This is a genomic window from Egibacteraceae bacterium (assembly GCA_035540635.1).
Classification (GTDB): domain Bacteria; phylum Actinomycetota; class Nitriliruptoria; order Euzebyales; family Egibacteraceae; genus DATLGH01.
In genome coordinates, this window is the sequence record DATLGH010000067.1 from 47,888 (window position 1) to 63,005 (window position 15,118).

18 protein-coding genes are annotated in these 15,118 nt (G+C 72.5%); 4 read left to right on the top strand and 14 right to left on the bottom strand.

The annotated features are described in order from the left end of the window. Positions 1-291, bottom strand: a complete 291-nt coding sequence (locus VM324_11340; protein HVL99874.1) for a hypothetical protein — start codon at positions 289-291, stop codon at positions 1-3. Between the two features lie 245 nt (positions 292-536). Between VM324_11340 and VM324_11345 the strand changes: the two genes are divergently transcribed. Next, a complete protein-coding gene (locus VM324_11345) occupies positions 537-1,373 on the top strand; it encodes a hypothetical protein (protein ID HVL99875.1) in 837 nt (278 codons plus the stop codon). Between the two features lie 101 nt (positions 1,374-1,474). Here the strand turns inward: VM324_11345 and VM324_11350 are convergent, their stop codons facing one another. The 9 genes from VM324_11350 to VM324_11390 form a co-directional block, all read right to left on the bottom strand. Beyond that, positions 1,475-2,440 (bottom strand): YihY/virulence factor BrkB family protein, encoded by a 966-nt coding sequence (locus VM324_11350; GenBank protein ID HVL99876.1) that lies wholly within the window; start codon positions 2,438-2,440, stop codon positions 1,475-1,477. Between the two features lie 89 nt (positions 2,441-2,529). Further along, positions 2,530-3,579 (bottom strand): DUF3618 domain-containing protein, encoded by a 1,050-nt coding sequence (locus VM324_11355; GenBank protein ID HVL99877.1) that lies wholly within the window; start codon positions 3,577-3,579, stop codon positions 2,530-2,532. A 41-nt stretch (positions 3,580-3,620) separates the two neighbouring features. After that, positions 3,621-4,235 carry a hypothetical protein gene (locus tag VM324_11360; GenBank protein ID HVL99878.1) on the bottom strand — a complete coding sequence of 205 codons (615 nt, stop codon included), beginning with the start codon at positions 4,233-4,235 and terminating at the stop codon, positions 3,621-3,623. Further along, the gene (locus VM324_11365; protein ID HVL99879.1) at positions 4,211-4,711 is read right to left on the bottom strand and encodes a phage holin family protein; all 501 of its coding nucleotides are present in this window, start codon (positions 4,709-4,711) and stop codon (positions 4,211-4,213) included. Before VM324_11365 ends, VM324_11360 begins: the two co-directional genes overlap by 25 nt. Then, complete coding sequence (locus VM324_11370; GenBank protein ID HVL99880.1) at positions 4,711-5,445, bottom strand: hypothetical protein; 735 nt, start codon at positions 5,443-5,445, stop codon at positions 4,711-4,713. The genes VM324_11365 and VM324_11370 overlap by 1 nt, the downstream gene beginning before the upstream one ends. Positions 5,446-5,548: 103 nt before the next feature. Further along, positions 5,549-5,797: a hypothetical protein gene (locus VM324_11375; GenBank protein ID HVL99881.1), complete on the bottom strand. Its 249-nt coding sequence runs from the start codon at positions 5,795-5,797 to the stop codon at positions 5,549-5,551. Then, positions 5,798-6,370, bottom strand: coding sequence for a methyltransferase domain-containing protein (locus tag VM324_11380; protein ID HVL99882.1), 573 nt, complete (start codon positions 6,368-6,370; stop codon positions 5,798-5,800). Beyond that, positions 6,367-6,606, bottom strand: a complete 240-nt coding sequence (locus VM324_11385; GenBank protein ID HVL99883.1) for a zf-HC2 domain-containing protein — start codon at positions 6,604-6,606, stop codon at positions 6,367-6,369. The genes VM324_11380 and VM324_11385 overlap by 4 nt, the downstream gene beginning before the upstream one ends. Continuing rightward, positions 6,603-7,187: an RNA polymerase sigma factor gene (locus VM324_11390; protein HVL99884.1), complete on the bottom strand. Its 585-nt coding sequence runs from the start codon at positions 7,185-7,187 to the stop codon at positions 6,603-6,605. The genes VM324_11385 and VM324_11390 overlap by 4 nt, the downstream gene beginning before the upstream one ends. Before the next feature lie 345 nt (positions 7,188-7,532). Here VM324_11390 and VM324_11395 point away from each other — a divergent pair, with 345 nt between their 5' ends. The 3 genes from VM324_11395 to VM324_11405 all read left to right on the top strand — a co-directional run bounded on the left by VM324_11395 (position 7,533) and on the right by VM324_11405 (position 8,820). After that, complete coding sequence (locus tag VM324_11395) at positions 7,533-8,168, top strand: methyltransferase domain-containing protein (protein ID HVL99885.1); 636 nt, start codon at positions 7,533-7,535, stop codon at positions 8,166-8,168. A gap of 33 nt (positions 8,169-8,201) precedes the next feature. Continuing rightward, complete coding sequence (locus VM324_11400) at positions 8,202-8,336, top strand: hypothetical protein (GenBank protein HVL99886.1); 135 nt, start codon at positions 8,202-8,204, stop codon at positions 8,334-8,336. Positions 8,337-8,469: 133 nt separating this feature from the next. Then, positions 8,470-8,820 carry a hypothetical protein gene (locus tag VM324_11405; protein ID HVL99887.1) on the top strand — a complete coding sequence of 117 codons (351 nt, stop codon included), beginning with the start codon at positions 8,470-8,472 and terminating at the stop codon, positions 8,818-8,820. Positions 8,821-8,930: 110 nt separating this feature from the next. Here VM324_11405 and VM324_11410 read toward each other — a convergent pair whose 3' ends face one another. The 4 genes from VM324_11410 to thpR all read right to left on the bottom strand — a co-directional run bounded on the left by VM324_11410 (position 8,931) and on the right by thpR (position 15,115). Then, complete coding sequence (locus VM324_11410) at positions 8,931-9,431, bottom strand: regulatory protein RecX (protein HVL99888.1); 501 nt, start codon at positions 9,429-9,431, stop codon at positions 8,931-8,933. 116 nt (positions 9,432-9,547) lie between these two features. Continuing rightward, a complete protein-coding gene (gene recA, locus VM324_11415) occupies positions 9,548-12,874 on the bottom strand; it encodes a recombinase RecA (GenBank protein HVL99889.1) in 3,327 nt (1,108 codons plus the stop codon). A gap of 314 nt (positions 12,875-13,188) precedes the next feature. Further along, positions 13,189-14,358, bottom strand: a complete 1,170-nt coding sequence (locus VM324_11420) for an alpha/beta fold hydrolase (GenBank protein ID HVL99890.1) — start codon at positions 14,356-14,358, stop codon at positions 13,189-13,191. Positions 14,359-14,560: 202 nt separating this feature from the next. Continuing rightward, positions 14,561-15,115, bottom strand: coding sequence for an RNA 2',3'-cyclic phosphodiesterase (gene thpR / locus VM324_11425; GenBank protein ID HVL99891.1), 555 nt, complete (start codon positions 15,113-15,115; stop codon positions 14,561-14,563). Positions 15,116-15,118 lie beyond the last annotated feature (3 nt).

Sequence of the window (15,118 nt, forward strand, 5' to 3'; positions counted from 1 at the left end):
CTACTCGCCTGCGCGGCGCTGCCGGTAGCCGACGACGTCGGGCAGCCCGGATCCTTCGTCCTCGGGCTGGGCAACCTCCATGTCGCCACCGCGCCCCGCGGCGAACAGCAACGCGATGAGCCCGCCGAACACCGCCGCCGACACCCGGTGGACCGCGGCCATGCCGGCGAACGCGGCGACGAGCACGAGGTAGCCCACGAGCGCGCGCGCCGGGGAGCGGACGAGGAACAGGCCCAGCCCGACGACGAGCCCCGGCACGCCGATGAACAACCACGCCTGAAGGAGGCTCACCGCTCGGCTCCTGTCGTGGAGAGGGGGCTTTCCCCCGCACTGCGATCGGAGTAGGCTGAGCAGACTAGTCCGCGGAGGGTTGCGCCCTGCATTCGCGCTGGCCGCGCTGTAGACCATAGCGCAAGGGGGGGCGTGGGCGCGTGACCCGGACAAGGGAAGCTTCGTTTGATGAGGAGTCAGCTGAACCCCACTCCTGATAGGCCCGCTCCCCGGCTATCACCGAACCGCTCGTCAGTGGAGGAACCGTGGCGCACCCGAAGTTGACCCGCCGAGGAGATCCCCGGACGCTCCTTGCCGCCGGAACCGCCGCCGCCCTCCTCACCGGTCCCGCGGCGCTGGCGCCCGCCGCGGCGGCCGTGCCCGCCGACGAGGCGGACGAGGTCACCAGCGCCGTCGACTGCTGCGTTGAAGCGGCGCTGCCCGCGGCCGCCCCCGCGCCGGCGCCCCCTGCTGCCCCTGCGGCCGAGCCGGTGGCCACCACGGTTGTCCCCGACCCCATCGTCCAGGCCGTGGTCGGGCCGATCGAGAAGGTCGTCGACGACGTGCTGCAACGGACCCCCGTCGGCGGCGACATCGCCGAGCAGGCGCCCGCCGTGGTCGACACCGTCACCGAGGCGTTGCCCGCGGCGCCACTGCCCACGGACCCCCGGGGACTGCCCGCGACACCCCTCACTCCCCGCGCCGCGCCGGAGTCGGTCGGCACCGCCAACGCACCCGCCCCGCCGGTGCCCACGAGTGGTGCCTCCCAGGGAACGAGCACGTTCACGGTGCCGTTCCGCGCGCGGGGCGTTGCCACTGACACGACGGCGACCCGGCGGGTGCAGCCGTTCGCCGCTCCGGTGATGAGCGGGCCGATCTTCGCCGACCTGCCACGGGTCGCCGAGGAGTTCCTCGCCAGCAACGCGCCGTCCAGCTTCAGCAGCGACACCTTCAACGCGCTGCGTGGCGGACAGACCGGCACGGTGCCCGGGCCGGACGCGGCGAGCTGGCTGCTCGCGACCGCGGGGGGGATGCTGCTCCTGCTCGGCGCCGGCCACCTCCTGCACGCCCGCCAGCGCTACGTCGCCAGCGTCGCGCGGTAGCCGCACCAGGACCGGGCGGCGGGGGCCGCCCGCCGCCGCACGCGGCGCAGCCGGTACATCCCCCGTCCCTGAGGTACGCGTCACCACCTGGCCGGGCGTGGTCAGCGGCGGGGGGAGTCGATGTCGGCCGGTGTGGTGTCCGCGGGGTTCGCGCCGCGCCGGCCGAGCGGCTGGGGCTGGCCGACGGTCGTGTCGGTGACCGTCTGCCGTTCCGTCTCGGCGTTGATCTCCGCGCCGAGCAGGACGATGAAGGCCGTCAGCATGAGCCACAGCATCAGGACGATGATCCCGGCGAACGCGCCGTAGGTCTCACCGAAGTTGCCGAAGTTGTTCACGTAGAGCGTGAACAATGCCGACCCGATCAACCACAGGACCGTGGCGATCACCGCGCCGGGGGTGACCCACCGGAACTGCGCGTGGTCGCGGCCGGGCCCGTACTTGTAGACCACCGCGAGCGACCCGACCATCACCGCCGCCAGGACGACCCACTGCATCACCTGGACGGCGATGTGGAGCCCCTGCGGCAGGCCGAGGCGGTCGAGCAGCGGCGGCAGCACGGCGATCAGCGAGAGGCTGAACAGCAGGAACAGGATCGCGCCGACCGTGAGCAGGAGTGCGATGCCGCGCCTGATCGGGAACTTGCGGGTGTCGATCTCGTCGTAGGCGGCGGTGGCGCCCTCCATCAGGCCCGCCATGCCCCCAGAGGCACCCCAGAGGGCCAGCGCGACCGAGATCCCGAGCGCGACCGACAGGGTGGCGCGCCCGCTCTGGGCGACGTTCGCCACCTGGTCCTCGATGAGCTGCCCGGCGCCGCTCGGCAGGGCCTGCGTGAACGTCTGCGCCTGCTCGACCATCTGCTGGGGGTCGGCAACCAGCGCCCATATCGATATCGCCGCCACGATCCCGGGGAACAACGCGAGCAGCGCCTTGAAGGCGACCCCGCCCGCGAGGAGCGACAGGTGGTCGTCCTTGATCTCGTCCTTGACGCGCAGCGCGATGTCTTTCCAACCGGCCTTCGGGATCTCGGTCGGGCGCTGTGCGGCGTGGGCGTTCTGCTCTCGGCCCACGCGTGCCGACCATGGTGGGGGGGGTCGGATGCCGGTGCTGGTGTCTCGGCTTTCGTTCACGACGGATGCTCCTTTGCCGTTGTTTACGGTCATCGGCGGAGCGCTGCGATGAGCTCTTCCTTCGTCATGGCGGAGCGGCCGACGATCCCTCGGCCGGCGGCCAGCTCGCGCAGCTCCCGGAGTGAGCGCTCCTCGTAGCGGGCACGACCGCGCCCGGCCGCGCGGACCCGGCCACCGTCGCCGGTCCCAGCCTTCCTCGACGACCTCGGGGCCGAGGCGGGCGTGGGCGAAACGGGCTCGCTGGCACGGAGGGCGGCGACGAGCTGGGCCTTCGTCATCGTCGAGCGCCCGACGATCCCGCGCGCGACGGCGAGCTCGCGCAGCTCCCTGAGCGAGCGCTGCTCGTACGCCTCCCCGGCGGCCGCCGGCACGGGCGGTGCGCCGGCACCGTGGGCGGCGTCCTGGGCCTCGCCCTTCACCTCCTGGGCGGCGTCCCGGGCCTCGCCCTTCACCTCCCGGGCGGCGTCCCGGGCGTCGTCCTTCACCTCCTGCACCGCCTCCTGCGCCTGCCCCTTCACCTCCTGAAGGGCCTCCTGCGCCTCCTCCTTCAGGTCCTGTGCCAGTTCGGCGCCGGAGCTCACGAGCTCGTTCTTCGCGGGCGCCAGCAGCTCATCGAGCCGGCGCGCCGCACGCTCCTCCGCGCGGGTCGGCGGCATGAGTGAGCCGGCCACGGCGCCGAGGCCGAAGGCGATGAGACCGGCGGCCAGGGGGTTGCCCCTGAACTGCTGCCGGGCAGCCTGGCCGGAACGGCCGGCGGCCTGGTCGACGGTGCCCTTCAGCTCCGAGACCGTGACTCTCGCGTCCTCCACTGTCCCCCTGACGCCCCCCTTGGCGTCCCCGACGGTCCCCACGACGCTGCCCTTGGCGTCCTCGACGGTGCCCATGACGCTCGCCTTGGCGTCTTCCACCTTGCCCATGACGCTCGCCTTCGCGTCAGACAGCTTCGCCCTGGCCTGGTCCTTCGTCCGCTCGACGACCCGGCTGGGGGTGACGCGGTCCTCGATCTCCTCGAGCGTGACTTCCGCCGCCCGACGCGTGGCTTCGATCTCCTGTCGGATCTGGTCCGGGTCCTCAGTCATTGCGGATGCTCCCCTCTCCCGTGCCCGGTGTGCCTCCCGGCTCACGCTCGTGCGGCGTCCCCGACGTTCTCGGCGCGCCCGGCGGACTCGTCCCGCAGCTCCTCTGCGGCATCGCGGGCGTCCTCCTTGACCGCCTCGGCGGCCTCCGACGCAGTGCCCTTGACGTCCTCGATCTTGGTCTGCGCCTCCTGCCTGAGGTCCTGCGCCACCTCCTGGCCGGCTTGCTTGAGCTCCTGACCGACGGGCGCCAGGCGCTGCTTGAGGTCGCCGGAGATCTTCCGTTCGGGCTGCGTGTCGGGCAGGAGGGAGCCGATGAGCGCGCCGGCACCGAATGCGACGAGGCCGACGGCGAGCGGGTTGCCCTGGTAGTGGCGCCTGCCCTTCTCCTCGAGTTGGTCCACGCGCGCGCTGATGTCGCCCGTCACGTCCTCGAGGCGCGAGCCGCCCTGCGCAGACCCGGTCTCGTTGATGCGCATCACCTGTGGGCTGCCCATGACCCGGTCCCGGGCGCCGCCCCACGCGCCCCGCAGGCGCGCCGTGCCCCGCCCGCCGATCCGGCGTGGGGAAACGCGTTCTTCGATGCGGCCGATGGTCGCCTGGGCGCCCTCCCGCGCGTGGGCGATGTCGTGCCTCAGCTCCTGCGGTTCTTGATCCATTCCGCGTCCTCCTTCAGGGTCTCGATCGTCTGCTCGGGCTTGGGGTTGACGCGGTCGAGCTTCTCCTTGCCCTGGCGGAACAGGACACCGGCCACCACGGCGTAGATGACACCGACGACGAGGAACCCGACCCACACCGGCAGGAACTCCCCGAGCGCGAAGGCGAGCGCGAACGACAGCATGACCGCCGCCATGTAGCCGGCGCCCCCGGCGCCGCCCAGCGCCCCGGCGGCCTTGCCCGCCCGCCGGACCTCCTGTTTGATCTCGGTCTGGGCGAGCTCGATCTCCTTGCGGAAGAGCGTGCTCAGCTGGTTGAGCAGCGTCGACAGCAGCTCGGAGAGCGACTGGTCGTCGTCGCCGGAGGGGGGCGGCCCCGCGGGAGGGGCTGCTGAGGGAGGCGGTCCCGCGGGACGGCCGGAGGAGGCCGAGGTGTTGGCCTTCGGCAGTCTCGGAAGACGCCCGGATGGTGCGGACATCACCGCACCTCCGAACCGCGCACGGGAGCGCCGGTCTGGGCGCCGGTGCTCTCCAGCGCACGGGGTGACATCACCGTTCTCCGTGGCGCGCGGGTTGCACCGAGACGCTGGACCCGCTCGTCGAGGGCAGGGTCGGGCGCTCCGGGTGGGGTGGCCGGGATGGCGTCGGGCGTCCCCTCGGCACCGTCACTCGAGTCGGCTCGGGCGTTGCGCAGGAGCCGGCTCGTGAGCAGCCCCGCCGCCGCGGCACCGGCGAGGAACGCACCCGGGCGCCGCCTGGCGAACTGTTGGAGCTCCTCGATGCTGCCGCGGGCGCCGAGCTCGTCGATGCGCCCGGCGATCTCGATGAGCGTGCCGGAGACCTGGTGGACGTAGCGGTCCACGTCACCGGCCTCCTCCGTGCGGCCCTCGGCGAGGGCCCGCGCCTGCTCGCCGGCCCCCCGCAGGGCCTCGGCGAGCTTGTGCGCCTGCTGCTCGGCCTGCTCCTCCAGCTGAGACGCGGCCGACGACACGAGGTCCTGTGCGTGCACGCTCACGTCCTCCGCGACGCGACCGGCCTGCTCCTGGACGGTCTCGCCGACCGAGCGCGCCTCCTGGGCCGCCGACTCGGCGAGCTGCTGTCCCTCCTGCTTCGCGGCGCCCCCTACCTGCTTCGCCTTGCCCCCGTCGCGCCCGTTGCCCCCGGTGGTGCCGGCGGCGGCCGCTGGCGGCGAGAGTCGATCGTTCGTGGTCACCGCGATCACCTGTCCTTGTCGAGAAGTCGAGAAAGCCCGGTCGTCGTGCGGCGTAGAGGTTCCCGCTCGCCTGCCCGCGTAATCGGGCGTCACCGGATGGGTGTCAGCCAGGCCGGGCGGGGGCTTCCCCGCGCGCCGGCTTTCTCCCCGCAACCGTCACGGCGACCGCAACCTCCGCCTGCCGTTCAGCCGGGATGAGCCTGCCCATGACCTCGATGAGGTCGGGAGTGAACAGCGGGTAGCGAGCAGCGTCAGCAAGGCCGAACCCCCGGCGCGCGAGCCGCTCGACGCCAACAAACCCCACGTTGGTCATCTTCTGGGCGAAGACACGCTCCGCCAGTGCGCCGGACACTCACCCGGCCCACGCGGAGGGATGGGTGAGCACCTCCGCGGGCAGGTCCTCCTCACGAACGGTGAGGTCCGCGACGCACAACCGGCCACCGGGACGCAGGATGCGGTGCGCCTCGGCCAGCACCCGGCTCTTGCGCGCGGACAGGTTGATCGCCCCGTTCGAGATGACGACGTCCACCGAGCCGTCCGGCAAGGGCAGCGACTCCATCTCCCCTTGCCGGAACGTGACGTTGGCGACCCCGGCCTCGCGGGCGAACGCTTCGGCGCGCTCGACCATCTCCGCCAGGAGGTCGACGCCGACCACGCAACCGGCCGGGCCCACGAGACGGGCCGCGAGCAGGCTGTCGATCCCGGCGCCGCAGCCGATGTCGGCGACGACCTCCCCCTCCGCGAGCTCCGCCCACGCGACCGGGTTGCCCACGCCGAGCGCCCACTCCCGCGCGCCGGCGGGCAGCTCCGCGAGCTGCTCGTCGGTGTAGAAGCGCGTACCCGGTCCGCCAGGATCCTCCAGCGACCGGTAGGCGTCCGCGACGAGCTGGCGGATCTCGTCCCTGTACATGAGGTCCTTCGTCACGACGACCCCCCCTCGAGGGTGTCGAGGAAGCCGACGAGGTGCTCCTCCACGTCGCTCGGCAGCTGCGGACCGCGGGTCTGCTGGAGCATGTCGCGCAGCGCGGCGGTGAACTCAGCCTCACCGCAGCAGCGACGGCACAGCGCCAGGTGGGCGTCGACGCGGTCGCGTTCGGGCGCGTCGAGGTCCTTGTCGAGGTACTCCCAGAGCCGGCGGACCGCCTCGCTGCAGCTGATCATCGCGGAGCCCCCTCCGGGTCGGCGAGCAGGTCCCGTTCGGTGGCGTACTCCCAGAGCTCGCGTTCGAAGTGCTTGCGGCCGCGGTGGAGCCAGGACAGCACGGTGCCCTGCGCGACGCCGAACATGCGGGCGACCTGCTTCGTGGAGTGGCCCTCCATGTGGACGAGGACGAGCGGCGCGCGGTACTTCGGGTCGACGCGGTCAAGGACGTTCCAGACGTCGTCCTCGGAGAAGGAGTTGAGGAAGTCGAGGTGGACGCTGTCGGAGTACGGCCAGGGGTCTTCCTCGGCGATCTTGCGGTACAGCGAGTAGTCCGGCCGGGGGTCCACCGGCTCCTCGCGTGGCAAGCCGGCGTCCTTCCGGTAGCGGTCCCGGACGCAGTTGAGGAGGATCTGGCGGAACCAGGCGGGCGCCGCCTGCACGTCCCGGAGCCCGTCGAAGCCCCGGTGGGCTTTGATGAGGCACTCCTGGACGGTGTCCTCCGCCCGGTCGGGGCCCACGAGCCTGCGGGCGAGCGAGTACAGCCACGGCAGCTGCTCTCGGGCTACTGCCGTGAAGGTTGCTCGCTGGGCTTCAGCCACCGCGTCGGCCACGGCTCACGGGGGCGTGCAAGGTCACCGCGGGCTCGGCGTCGACGTGGACGGGCGGGGTCGCGGGGAACACCTTCGTTCTCGCCTTCGGTCGTGGATCGCTCAGCGTTGAGGACGAAACCACACCGTCGATTATTGCAGTCGGCGCACGGTGGCCGGCGGGTCACCGTGACGGGCGCGCCCTGCCGCGGGTAGGGGCCGTCCTGACCGAGGGGGGCCGATGGGTGCGTGAAGCACGCGAACTCCCGATCAGGCTTCGCCGTCGTGGAGGGGACGCAATAGGAGCCCGTCGCACGCGTCCTACCTCGTGAGCCCATCGACGGAGAGGAGACACCTGTGAAATCGAGCGGAACGGCGAACGCCCCGGCGCCGCGAACGACGCCGGTGAACCCCGACGCGCTGCGGGCGGAGGTGCGACGCAAGTACCGCGAGGTGGCGCACGACCCCGCCGGAGCCCACCACTTCCACACGGGCCGTGCCCTGGCCCGCCTCCTCGGCTACCCCGCCGAGGCGGTCGACGCGTTGCCCGAGCGGGCCGCCGAGTCCTTCGCCGGCATCGCGAACCCCTTCTCGCTGCGCCCGCTCGCCGAGGGAGAGCGGGTCGTCGACGTGGGCTCGGGTGCGGGGTTCGACAGCATCCTCGCCGCCCAGCAGGTCGGGCCCGGTGGTGCCGTCGTCGGCGTCGACATGACCGCCGAGATGCTCCGTAAGGCACGACGCAACGCCGCCGAGCTCGGGCTCGGCAACGTCGAGTTCAGAGAAGGGCTCGCCGAAGCCCTGCCCGTCGAGGACGGCTGGGCCGACGTCGCCATAGCCAACGGGGTGCTCAACCTCTGCGTCGACAAGCGGGTCGTGCTCGACGAGCTCAGCAGGGTGCTCACCCCCGGCGGCTGGCTGCAGTTCGGCGACATCGCCAACGCCACTCCCGTCCCCCCGGACTCCCTGGGGGACATCGACCTCTGGACCGGGTGAATCGCGGGCGGCCTGCCGTGCGCAGGCTGGCGGATGATCCTCGAGGAGGCCGGGTTCGTCGACGTGGCGATCGGCCCGCCGATCGACACCTTCGGGGGAGCGCGTGGTGAGGACCGGGCCCGCGCGTTCGGCGTGTACGGCTACGCGTTCCTGGCCCGCAGACCCTGACAGGACGTGACGCGCCGACGCCCAGGGTTGCGCCATCCAGACTGCGGGTAGCCCTTCCTGGGCTGGCTGGCTCCGGCGCGCGTGCGCCACACCGGGCCTACCTGCGAGACGCGGGTGCGAGAAGGGGGGTGCCATGCCGGACAGAGGCGGCCGGGGGTCGTCGGGTTCGCTCCTCCAGGGTGGACTGTGGATGCTCATCCTCGCGGTCCTGCTGTCGTGGTTGCCGATCCTGGGCCCGCTGATCGCGGGGTTCGTGGGAGGGCGCATGATCGGCGAGCAGACGCGTGCCCTCGGCGTCGCTCTCGTGCCTGCGGTGATCCTCGCAGGCGTGCTCTGGGCGATCCTCGCGGCGTTCGACCTTCCCGTGCTCGGAGCCGTCGCCGGTTTCGGCGCGCTCGTCGTCGTGGCGGTTCAGGAGCTGCCGCTGCTCCTGGGCGCATGGTTCGGGGCCGCCACGAACGCGGGCTCGAGAGCCGCTGCATGACGCGGCCGGCGCGACCGCCGGCCAGGTGATCGGGTCGCCGGTGGCGCGGACGGGCCCAAAGACCGTCAAGGGTTGCCTTCGATGCTGAGCACTTGACGGTTGGAGTCAGGTTAGTCCCACTCGCGGTCGAGGCCGCTCGCGGTGATGGCCGCGCGCCGTGCGAGCCCCTCGGAGTACCCACGGCGCGCGAGGAACCCGACGAGGCGGCGGGCGACCGCCTCGGGCTGCAGCGAGCCGGGTAGCTGCTGTGCCCGCCGCAGGGCCAGGTCGGTCGCGACCGCGAGGTCGTCGCGGTCGTCCAGCCGCGCGAGCGCCGCGTCGACGATCCCGTCGGGCACCTCGCGGCGGCGCAGCTCCCGACGCAGCCGGGCCTGCCCGTAGCCCCGTTGGCGTCCCCTGTCCTCGACCCACGCCGCGGCGAAGGCGACGTCGTCCACGGCACCCACCTGGCGAGCGCGCGCCAGGGCAGCATCGATCACGTCCCCCGCGAGCTCCTGACGCTCGAGCTTGGTGATGAGCTCCGCCTCGGTCTGCGGCCGGTTGGCCGTGCTCCGCAGCACGAAGGACAGGGCTTCGGCGACGGCCTTGTCGAACGGCCCCGATTCGGCCACCCTTTCGCCGGCCGCTCCGCCGCCCCCGGGGTGCTTGCCGGCCGGAGCTTCCGCCGCGCGTGGGCGGCAGCGCCCCGCGAGGCCGGGGGCGGGTTCGTGGCGGCTGGGCGCGTCGGTCATTTCCTCGAGGGACCGGCGGGGGCCTCCCCGGGTGATCCTTCGGTGCCGGTGACATCGGTGGGCACGAGCCCGAGTGCTTCGGTGACCTTCTTGTAGATCTCCGCGCAGACGTCGTCGTGCTCCTTGAGGAACTGCCGCGCGTTCTCCCGACCCTGCCCGAGCTGTTCGCCGTCGTAGGTGTACCAAGCGCCGGCCTTCTTCACGATGCCCTGGTCCACCCCGACGTCAAGGACCGAGCCCTCCTTCGAGATCCCCTCACCGAAGAGGATGTCGAACTCCGCCTGCCTGAAGGGGGGGGCGCAGTTGTGCACCACGACACCGTCGGCAACGAAGTTGTGCAGGTCCTCGACCTCGAGGTCGAAGGTGCGCTCCCATCGTGCCGGCGTCACCGCGCAGACACGGTCGTAGTACACATCCTCGGCCAGCGCTTCCCGCAGGTACGCGCTGTCGAGGGCGTCGGCGAGCCTCTCGATCCGCTCACGCCGCAGTCGGCGCACACCGAGCACTGCGCCGATGCCGCTCTGGGCACGGTCGGCGGGCACACCGACGAGGCGCGCGACGAGCCCTGCCGTCACCCCCTGCTGCTCGAGGTAGGCGTGGACCGGTGCGGTCCAGGCCGCCGAGAGGTACGCGGGCCGCGCACCCCGGTGGTGCCTCCGCGACTCCGGACGGGCGAGCTGCTCGGTAAGCGCCCTGCCCTTCGGCCCCCACATCGGCAGCGCGTCCGCGAAGCGACGGATGTTGTCGATCCCACTGACGCGAACCTGCCAGCAAGGCTCCGTTACCTCGCTACGGGAACCCGGCTTCTGGCGCGATGTCGGCTCCTGTTGCTGCACCGCGGTGGTGACACCCCAGCGCAGGAGCAGCCAGTGGATCTGCCACGCCAGCTGCTCGGAGGTCGTCGCGAAACCGCACCGGACACCATGGGTCTTCCTCGCGTCGATCCACCCGCTGGATTCCCAGATGCCGAAAAGGAGGTTGGCCACCACGTCCGCGGCGACATCGCCCGAGAAGAACGCCTCGGGGACTCGTCTGCCCGGCGCGAGGGGTTCCCGGGGCGCCTCGACCGCACGTCCCAGGCCGGCGGCGATCCGTGCGACGTCCTCCCGCATGGCCGGCTCGGCGTTGCGCAACGCCACCGGCGTCCTCCCGTCGAGATCGCGCTCGCCGATGAAGTAGCCGAGCATCCGCGCGTGGTCCGCCGGCACGGGCTCGCGGTCCCCGAAGGCCCCCGCGCGGCGGGGTCGCGCAACCCGATCGCCCACTGCCAGGTCACCCGCCGCTCGCCACCCGTTCTCGGTGAGGACCAGGTGGCCGGGGGTGACGCGGAGCTCCGTACCGTCACGCAGACGCAGGCCGATCACCTCCTGCTGCCCCTGGTCGAGCCGTGCACCCACGGCGCGCACGTGAAGTTCGCCACGCTTGTCGGCCGCCCACACCGACCCGCCCGCGCCCCGGTCGACGATGTCCTCAATCGGATGAGTGACGCCGGTGCTGGGGTCGAAGACGCGGGTCCCCGCGGCGACGCACTTGTTCTTCACGACCTTCACCCGCACGCGGTTGCCGACGAAGTCGGTGCCGTCCTTCAGCGATTCGATCCGCCGAACGTCGAGGCGCACCGAGGAGTAGAACTTCAGCGCACGACCGCCGGGTTGCGTCTCGGGACTGTTGTGCACCATGACCCCGTCGACGAAGTAGTTGTGCGTGCCCTCCACCTCGAGGTCGTACCGGTGGGCCGAGTCCGGGCGGGGCCTGCGCTCGATCGAGGTGACGGGCGTCGGCAGGAGGTCGTAGCGCTGCTCGGCGAAGACCGGTTCGACCCGGAACCGGCCGCGGTAGCGCGGAGGCAGCATGTGCGCCATCGACGGGTGGACGCAGGGCGCGATGAGCGCGTGGAGCTTCTCGGTTCCCTCGTGGTCGAACCGCAGGGTCGCCTCGCCCGCGTGCGCGGTCAGTCGGGAGGTGATGCCCCACACGTCGCGCAGGTGCTCGGCGAGGCGGGCCCGTGACGTTGCCTCGAGCGCCTCGACGCCGATGTCGACCCATTCCTGTCCCCCATCAGCGCCCAGCGCCAGCGACGCGCGGTCCATGTACCAGATGGCGAGGGACAGGGGGGTCAGGCGCTTCAGGTAGTCGTGGCTCAGCACCGTCCTGTCGCCGATGACGACGGCCTCACGAAGCCCCGCGAGCTCCGGCATGGAGGAGAGGGGGAAGTGCACCCCGCCCTGCAGGTGCGTGCCGCTGCTGAGGCCGAGGTTCGCGAAGAGCGACGCCTTCCACTCTTCGTAGGCGACGTGTGGGGGATCCTCACGCCAACGCAGGTGGGCACCGTGGCCGCTCGATGCGGGTGACAGCTCGCCGCCGCCCATCACCGCACCGAGCAGGACCTCCTGCTGGAAGTCGGAAAGGTGATGGGAAACGGCCTGCAGAACCCGGTCGCCCACCGCCAGCTCCTGCGCCTCCCGCCAGCCACCGGGGGTGCGGATCTGGTGGTTCGGCGTGCAGGAGAACTGCGCACTGCCCCCTTCTCGCGCCACGGTGAAGGCCAGGAAGTCCTCGGTCGGCCCGTTGTCGAACCAGTTCGTCACGCTCCGGGGGACGACCGCGCCGGCCTCGGGGTCGTAGGAGAGGACCTCGACGGGCATACGCTGCTCGACGATCGCCCCGATCTCCTCCTGCGTGCCGTCGGCGAGCGTCACCTTCGTGTCGGCGGTGAAGCAGCCGAACATCACCCCGACCTTCTCGCGGATCTGGTTGACGAAGACCGCGCAGGTCCGCGAGCGGTTGAGGGTGCCGGCGAGCTTGCGCAGCGCCTGGCTCATGAGCCGGGCCTGGAGCCCGACGTGGGTGTCACCCATCTCCCCTTCGATCTCCGCGCGCGGGGTCAGCGCGGCGACGGAGTCGACGACGAGGATGTCGATGGCGTTGGAGCGGATGAGCATGTCGGCGATCTCGAGCGCCTGCTCGCCGTTGTCGGGCTGCGAGACGAGCAACGCCTCGATGTCGACGCCGAGCGCCGACGCGTAGGAGGGGTCGAGCGCGTGCTCGGCGTCGATGAACGCCGCGATGCCGCCCGCCTTCTGCGCCTCGGCGATGGCGTGCAGCGCCACGGTCGTCTTCCCCGAGCTCTCGGGGCCGTATATCTCCACCACCCGGCCGCGTGGCAGGCCGCCGATGCCCAGAGCGAGGTCAAGGCTCAGCGCGCCGGTGGGGATGGAGGCGATCTTCATCTTCGCCTGCTCGTCCATGCGCATGACGGCGCCCTTGCCGAACTGCTTCTCGATCTGGCTGAGCGCCATGTCGAGGGCCTTGTCGCGCTCCATCGGGTTCCCTTCGGTCGTCGGGCGGTCGTCGACCCAACTCGTGAACACCGTAGCGGTGGGGTGTGACAGGCCGGGTGCATCGGCGGTCGCGGGTGTTGACAAGTGCGCGGATCGTACCGAACCCATGTTCGGTTGTCAGGCATCCTCCACCGTTCCGAGAGCGCACACGGCGCGAGCCCGCACCCGGGTTTCGCGCACACGCGGGATTCTTTGCGACCTGGCGGTCGCCGCGCGCGTCCCGGGAGGGGGCGGTTATGGCCGGTCGGGCGTGGGAGCCCGGCGCCGGGGTCAGGCCAGGCTCGCGGGGAAGCCGGTCAGGGAAGGGACGTGAGGAAGCCGGTCAGGGCCGCCTCGTAGCCGTCCCGGTCGGCATTCCAGGCGGAGACGTGTCCCGCGCCCGGCGCGCGCAGGTAGGTGATGAGGTCCGGTCGGGCCTCGGCGAGCAGGTCCGACGACGCCACAGGCACGACGGGGTCATGGGTGCCGTGGACGAGCAGCACCGGCGCGGTCCAGGCGTCCACCCGCCGGAGCTGGTCGAGCTCCCGGGGGTCGCTGCCGGCGCGTAGGTGGGTGGCGGCGAGGGTGAGGGGGACGACGACGCGGGGCAGCCGCATGCGCCGGGCGTGGTGGCGCAGGACGAGGCTCCAGTCCAGAACCGGCGCCTCGAGAACCACCCCGTCCACCGCCGGCGCAAGCGAGGAGCGGTGCAGCAGCTCCCCCACGATGGCCCCACCCATCGAGAAGCCGACGAGCACGATGCGGTCGGCTCCCGCGTCGCGGGCGAAGCGGACCGCCGCTTCGACGTCGACCCACTCGCGCGCCCCCATGCCGTTGCGTCCACCGCCTTCCTCGACGGCTCCCCGGTAGGTGACCGCAAGGCCCGTCCACCCCGCTGCGACGACGCTCGGCAGCGCGCGGAAGGCCTGGGCGCGCCGCGATCCACGGCCGTGCACGAAGAGCACCCAGTCGCGGTTGTCGGGGCGCCCGAACAGCCAGGCGCGCCGACCGGCGACCCCAGCCTGATCACCCACCGCCTTGGCGGCGCCAACCGGGTGGCCGACGAGCACGTCCGTCCAGGGCAGGCCGAGGCTGTCGGGGCGGTCGGGCCACGCGTAGGCGCACATCTCGGCCCGGGCTCCCGCGTGCGGACGCCCCTCGATCGGGGTCAGGGGCCGCTCTGCGGTCTCCGGCTCGTCCGCCGGCGCCGGCAGCACCCGCGCATACCCGCCCGGCCACCACAGGCCCCAGGTGCCTGCGAGGGCCGCCCCGGGCCCCCGCAGGCTCACCCAGTCGGTCCCGACCGCCCGGACGGTCACCGGCCACCTCCGGATCGTCGAGGGGGTCGTCGTCAGGGCGCGCGACGCCCACCAGCCGGTGGCGCCGGCGCCGGCCGCAGCAGCGGCGGCCGCCACCGACCCGGCACGCCACAGCACGCGTGCAGCCACCTGCGCGGGCCGTGGGGCGGGCAGGGCGGGCGCAGCCATGGCGCTCAGCCGCCCGCGAAGGTGCCCCGCCACATGGCGAGGAGCGACACGCCCCCCGCGTGTCGCTCCTTGCCCGCCATGTGTCCCGCCTGGGTGTGCTCCTAGTGGGTCAGTGTGCACCCCCCGAACGGGGGTGTCTACAGCAATCTTGATGAAAGGCCGCTGCGTGGGGGAGCAGCCGGTCGCGGCGTCCCGGCCACCCTCACCCCTGCAGCAGCCATGCCCCCCGGGGGCTGTACTCCGCGCCCGTGCGGCGCAGGCGAGAGCGCAGAAGGACGAGCCGCTCGACCTCCCAGCCCGACGGCGGCCCGTCGTAGGCGCCCGCGAGATCCCGCGGCAGGCGCGTGGTCCTGCCCGCGCGCGCGAGCGTGAGGTGCGCGTGGAACGGGCGCTCCTCGACGGACAGCCCGCCAGCGACCATCGCCTCCCGCAGCGCCGCGGCGACGGCATGCAGCCCGCGGCTGTCCTCCAGTGCCGCCCACAGCACCCCGTTGCCGAACATGCCGGCGCCGCCGGTGAGCCGCAGCGCGAACGGGCCCACGGAGCCGGCGGCCTCCGCGCACGCACCCTCGACGGAGCGGGCCCCCGCGTCGTCGACCCAGCCGACGAACTGGAGGGTGAGGTGGTAGGCGTTCGGCGCCACCCAGCGCGCCGCCGGCTGCCGCCGGCGCAGCGGCTCGGTGGCGGCGTCCACGGCGTCGCGCACGTGTGCGGGGACCTCCACCGCCACGAACAGCCGCATCGTCGTCTCGGCCACAGG

Bases quoted from the DNA above. Each gene is read 5' to 3' on its own strand.
- VM324_11355 (HVL99877.1), bottom strand. From the start codon at position 3,579: ATGACTGAGGACCCGGACCAGATCCGACAGGAGATCGAAGCCACGCGT.
- VM324_11385 (HVL99883.1), bottom strand. From the start codon at position 6,606: ATGATCAGCTGCAGCGAGGCGGTCCGCCGGCTCTGGGAGTACCTCGAC.
- VM324_11365 (HVL99879.1), bottom strand. From the start codon at position 4,711: ATGTCCGCACCATCCGGGCGTCTTCCGAGACTGCCGAAGGCCAACACC.
- VM324_11420 (HVL99890.1), bottom strand. From the start codon at position 14,358: ATGGCTGCGCCCGCCCTGCCCGCCCCACGGCCCGCGCAGGTGGCTGCA.
- VM324_11400 (HVL99886.1), top strand. From the start codon at position 8,202: ATGATCCTCGAGGAGGCCGGGTTCGTCGACGTGGCGATCGGCCCGCCG.
- VM324_11405 (HVL99887.1), top strand. From the start codon at position 8,470: ATGCCGGACAGAGGCGGCCGGGGGTCGTCGGGTTCGCTCCTCCAGGGT.
- VM324_11360 (HVL99878.1), bottom strand. From the start codon at position 4,235: ATGGATCAAGAACCGCAGGAGCTGAGGCACGACATCGCCCACGCGCGG.
- recA (HVL99889.1), bottom strand. From the start codon at position 12,874: ATGGAGCGCGACAAGGCCCTCGACATGGCGCTCAGCCAGATCGAGAAG.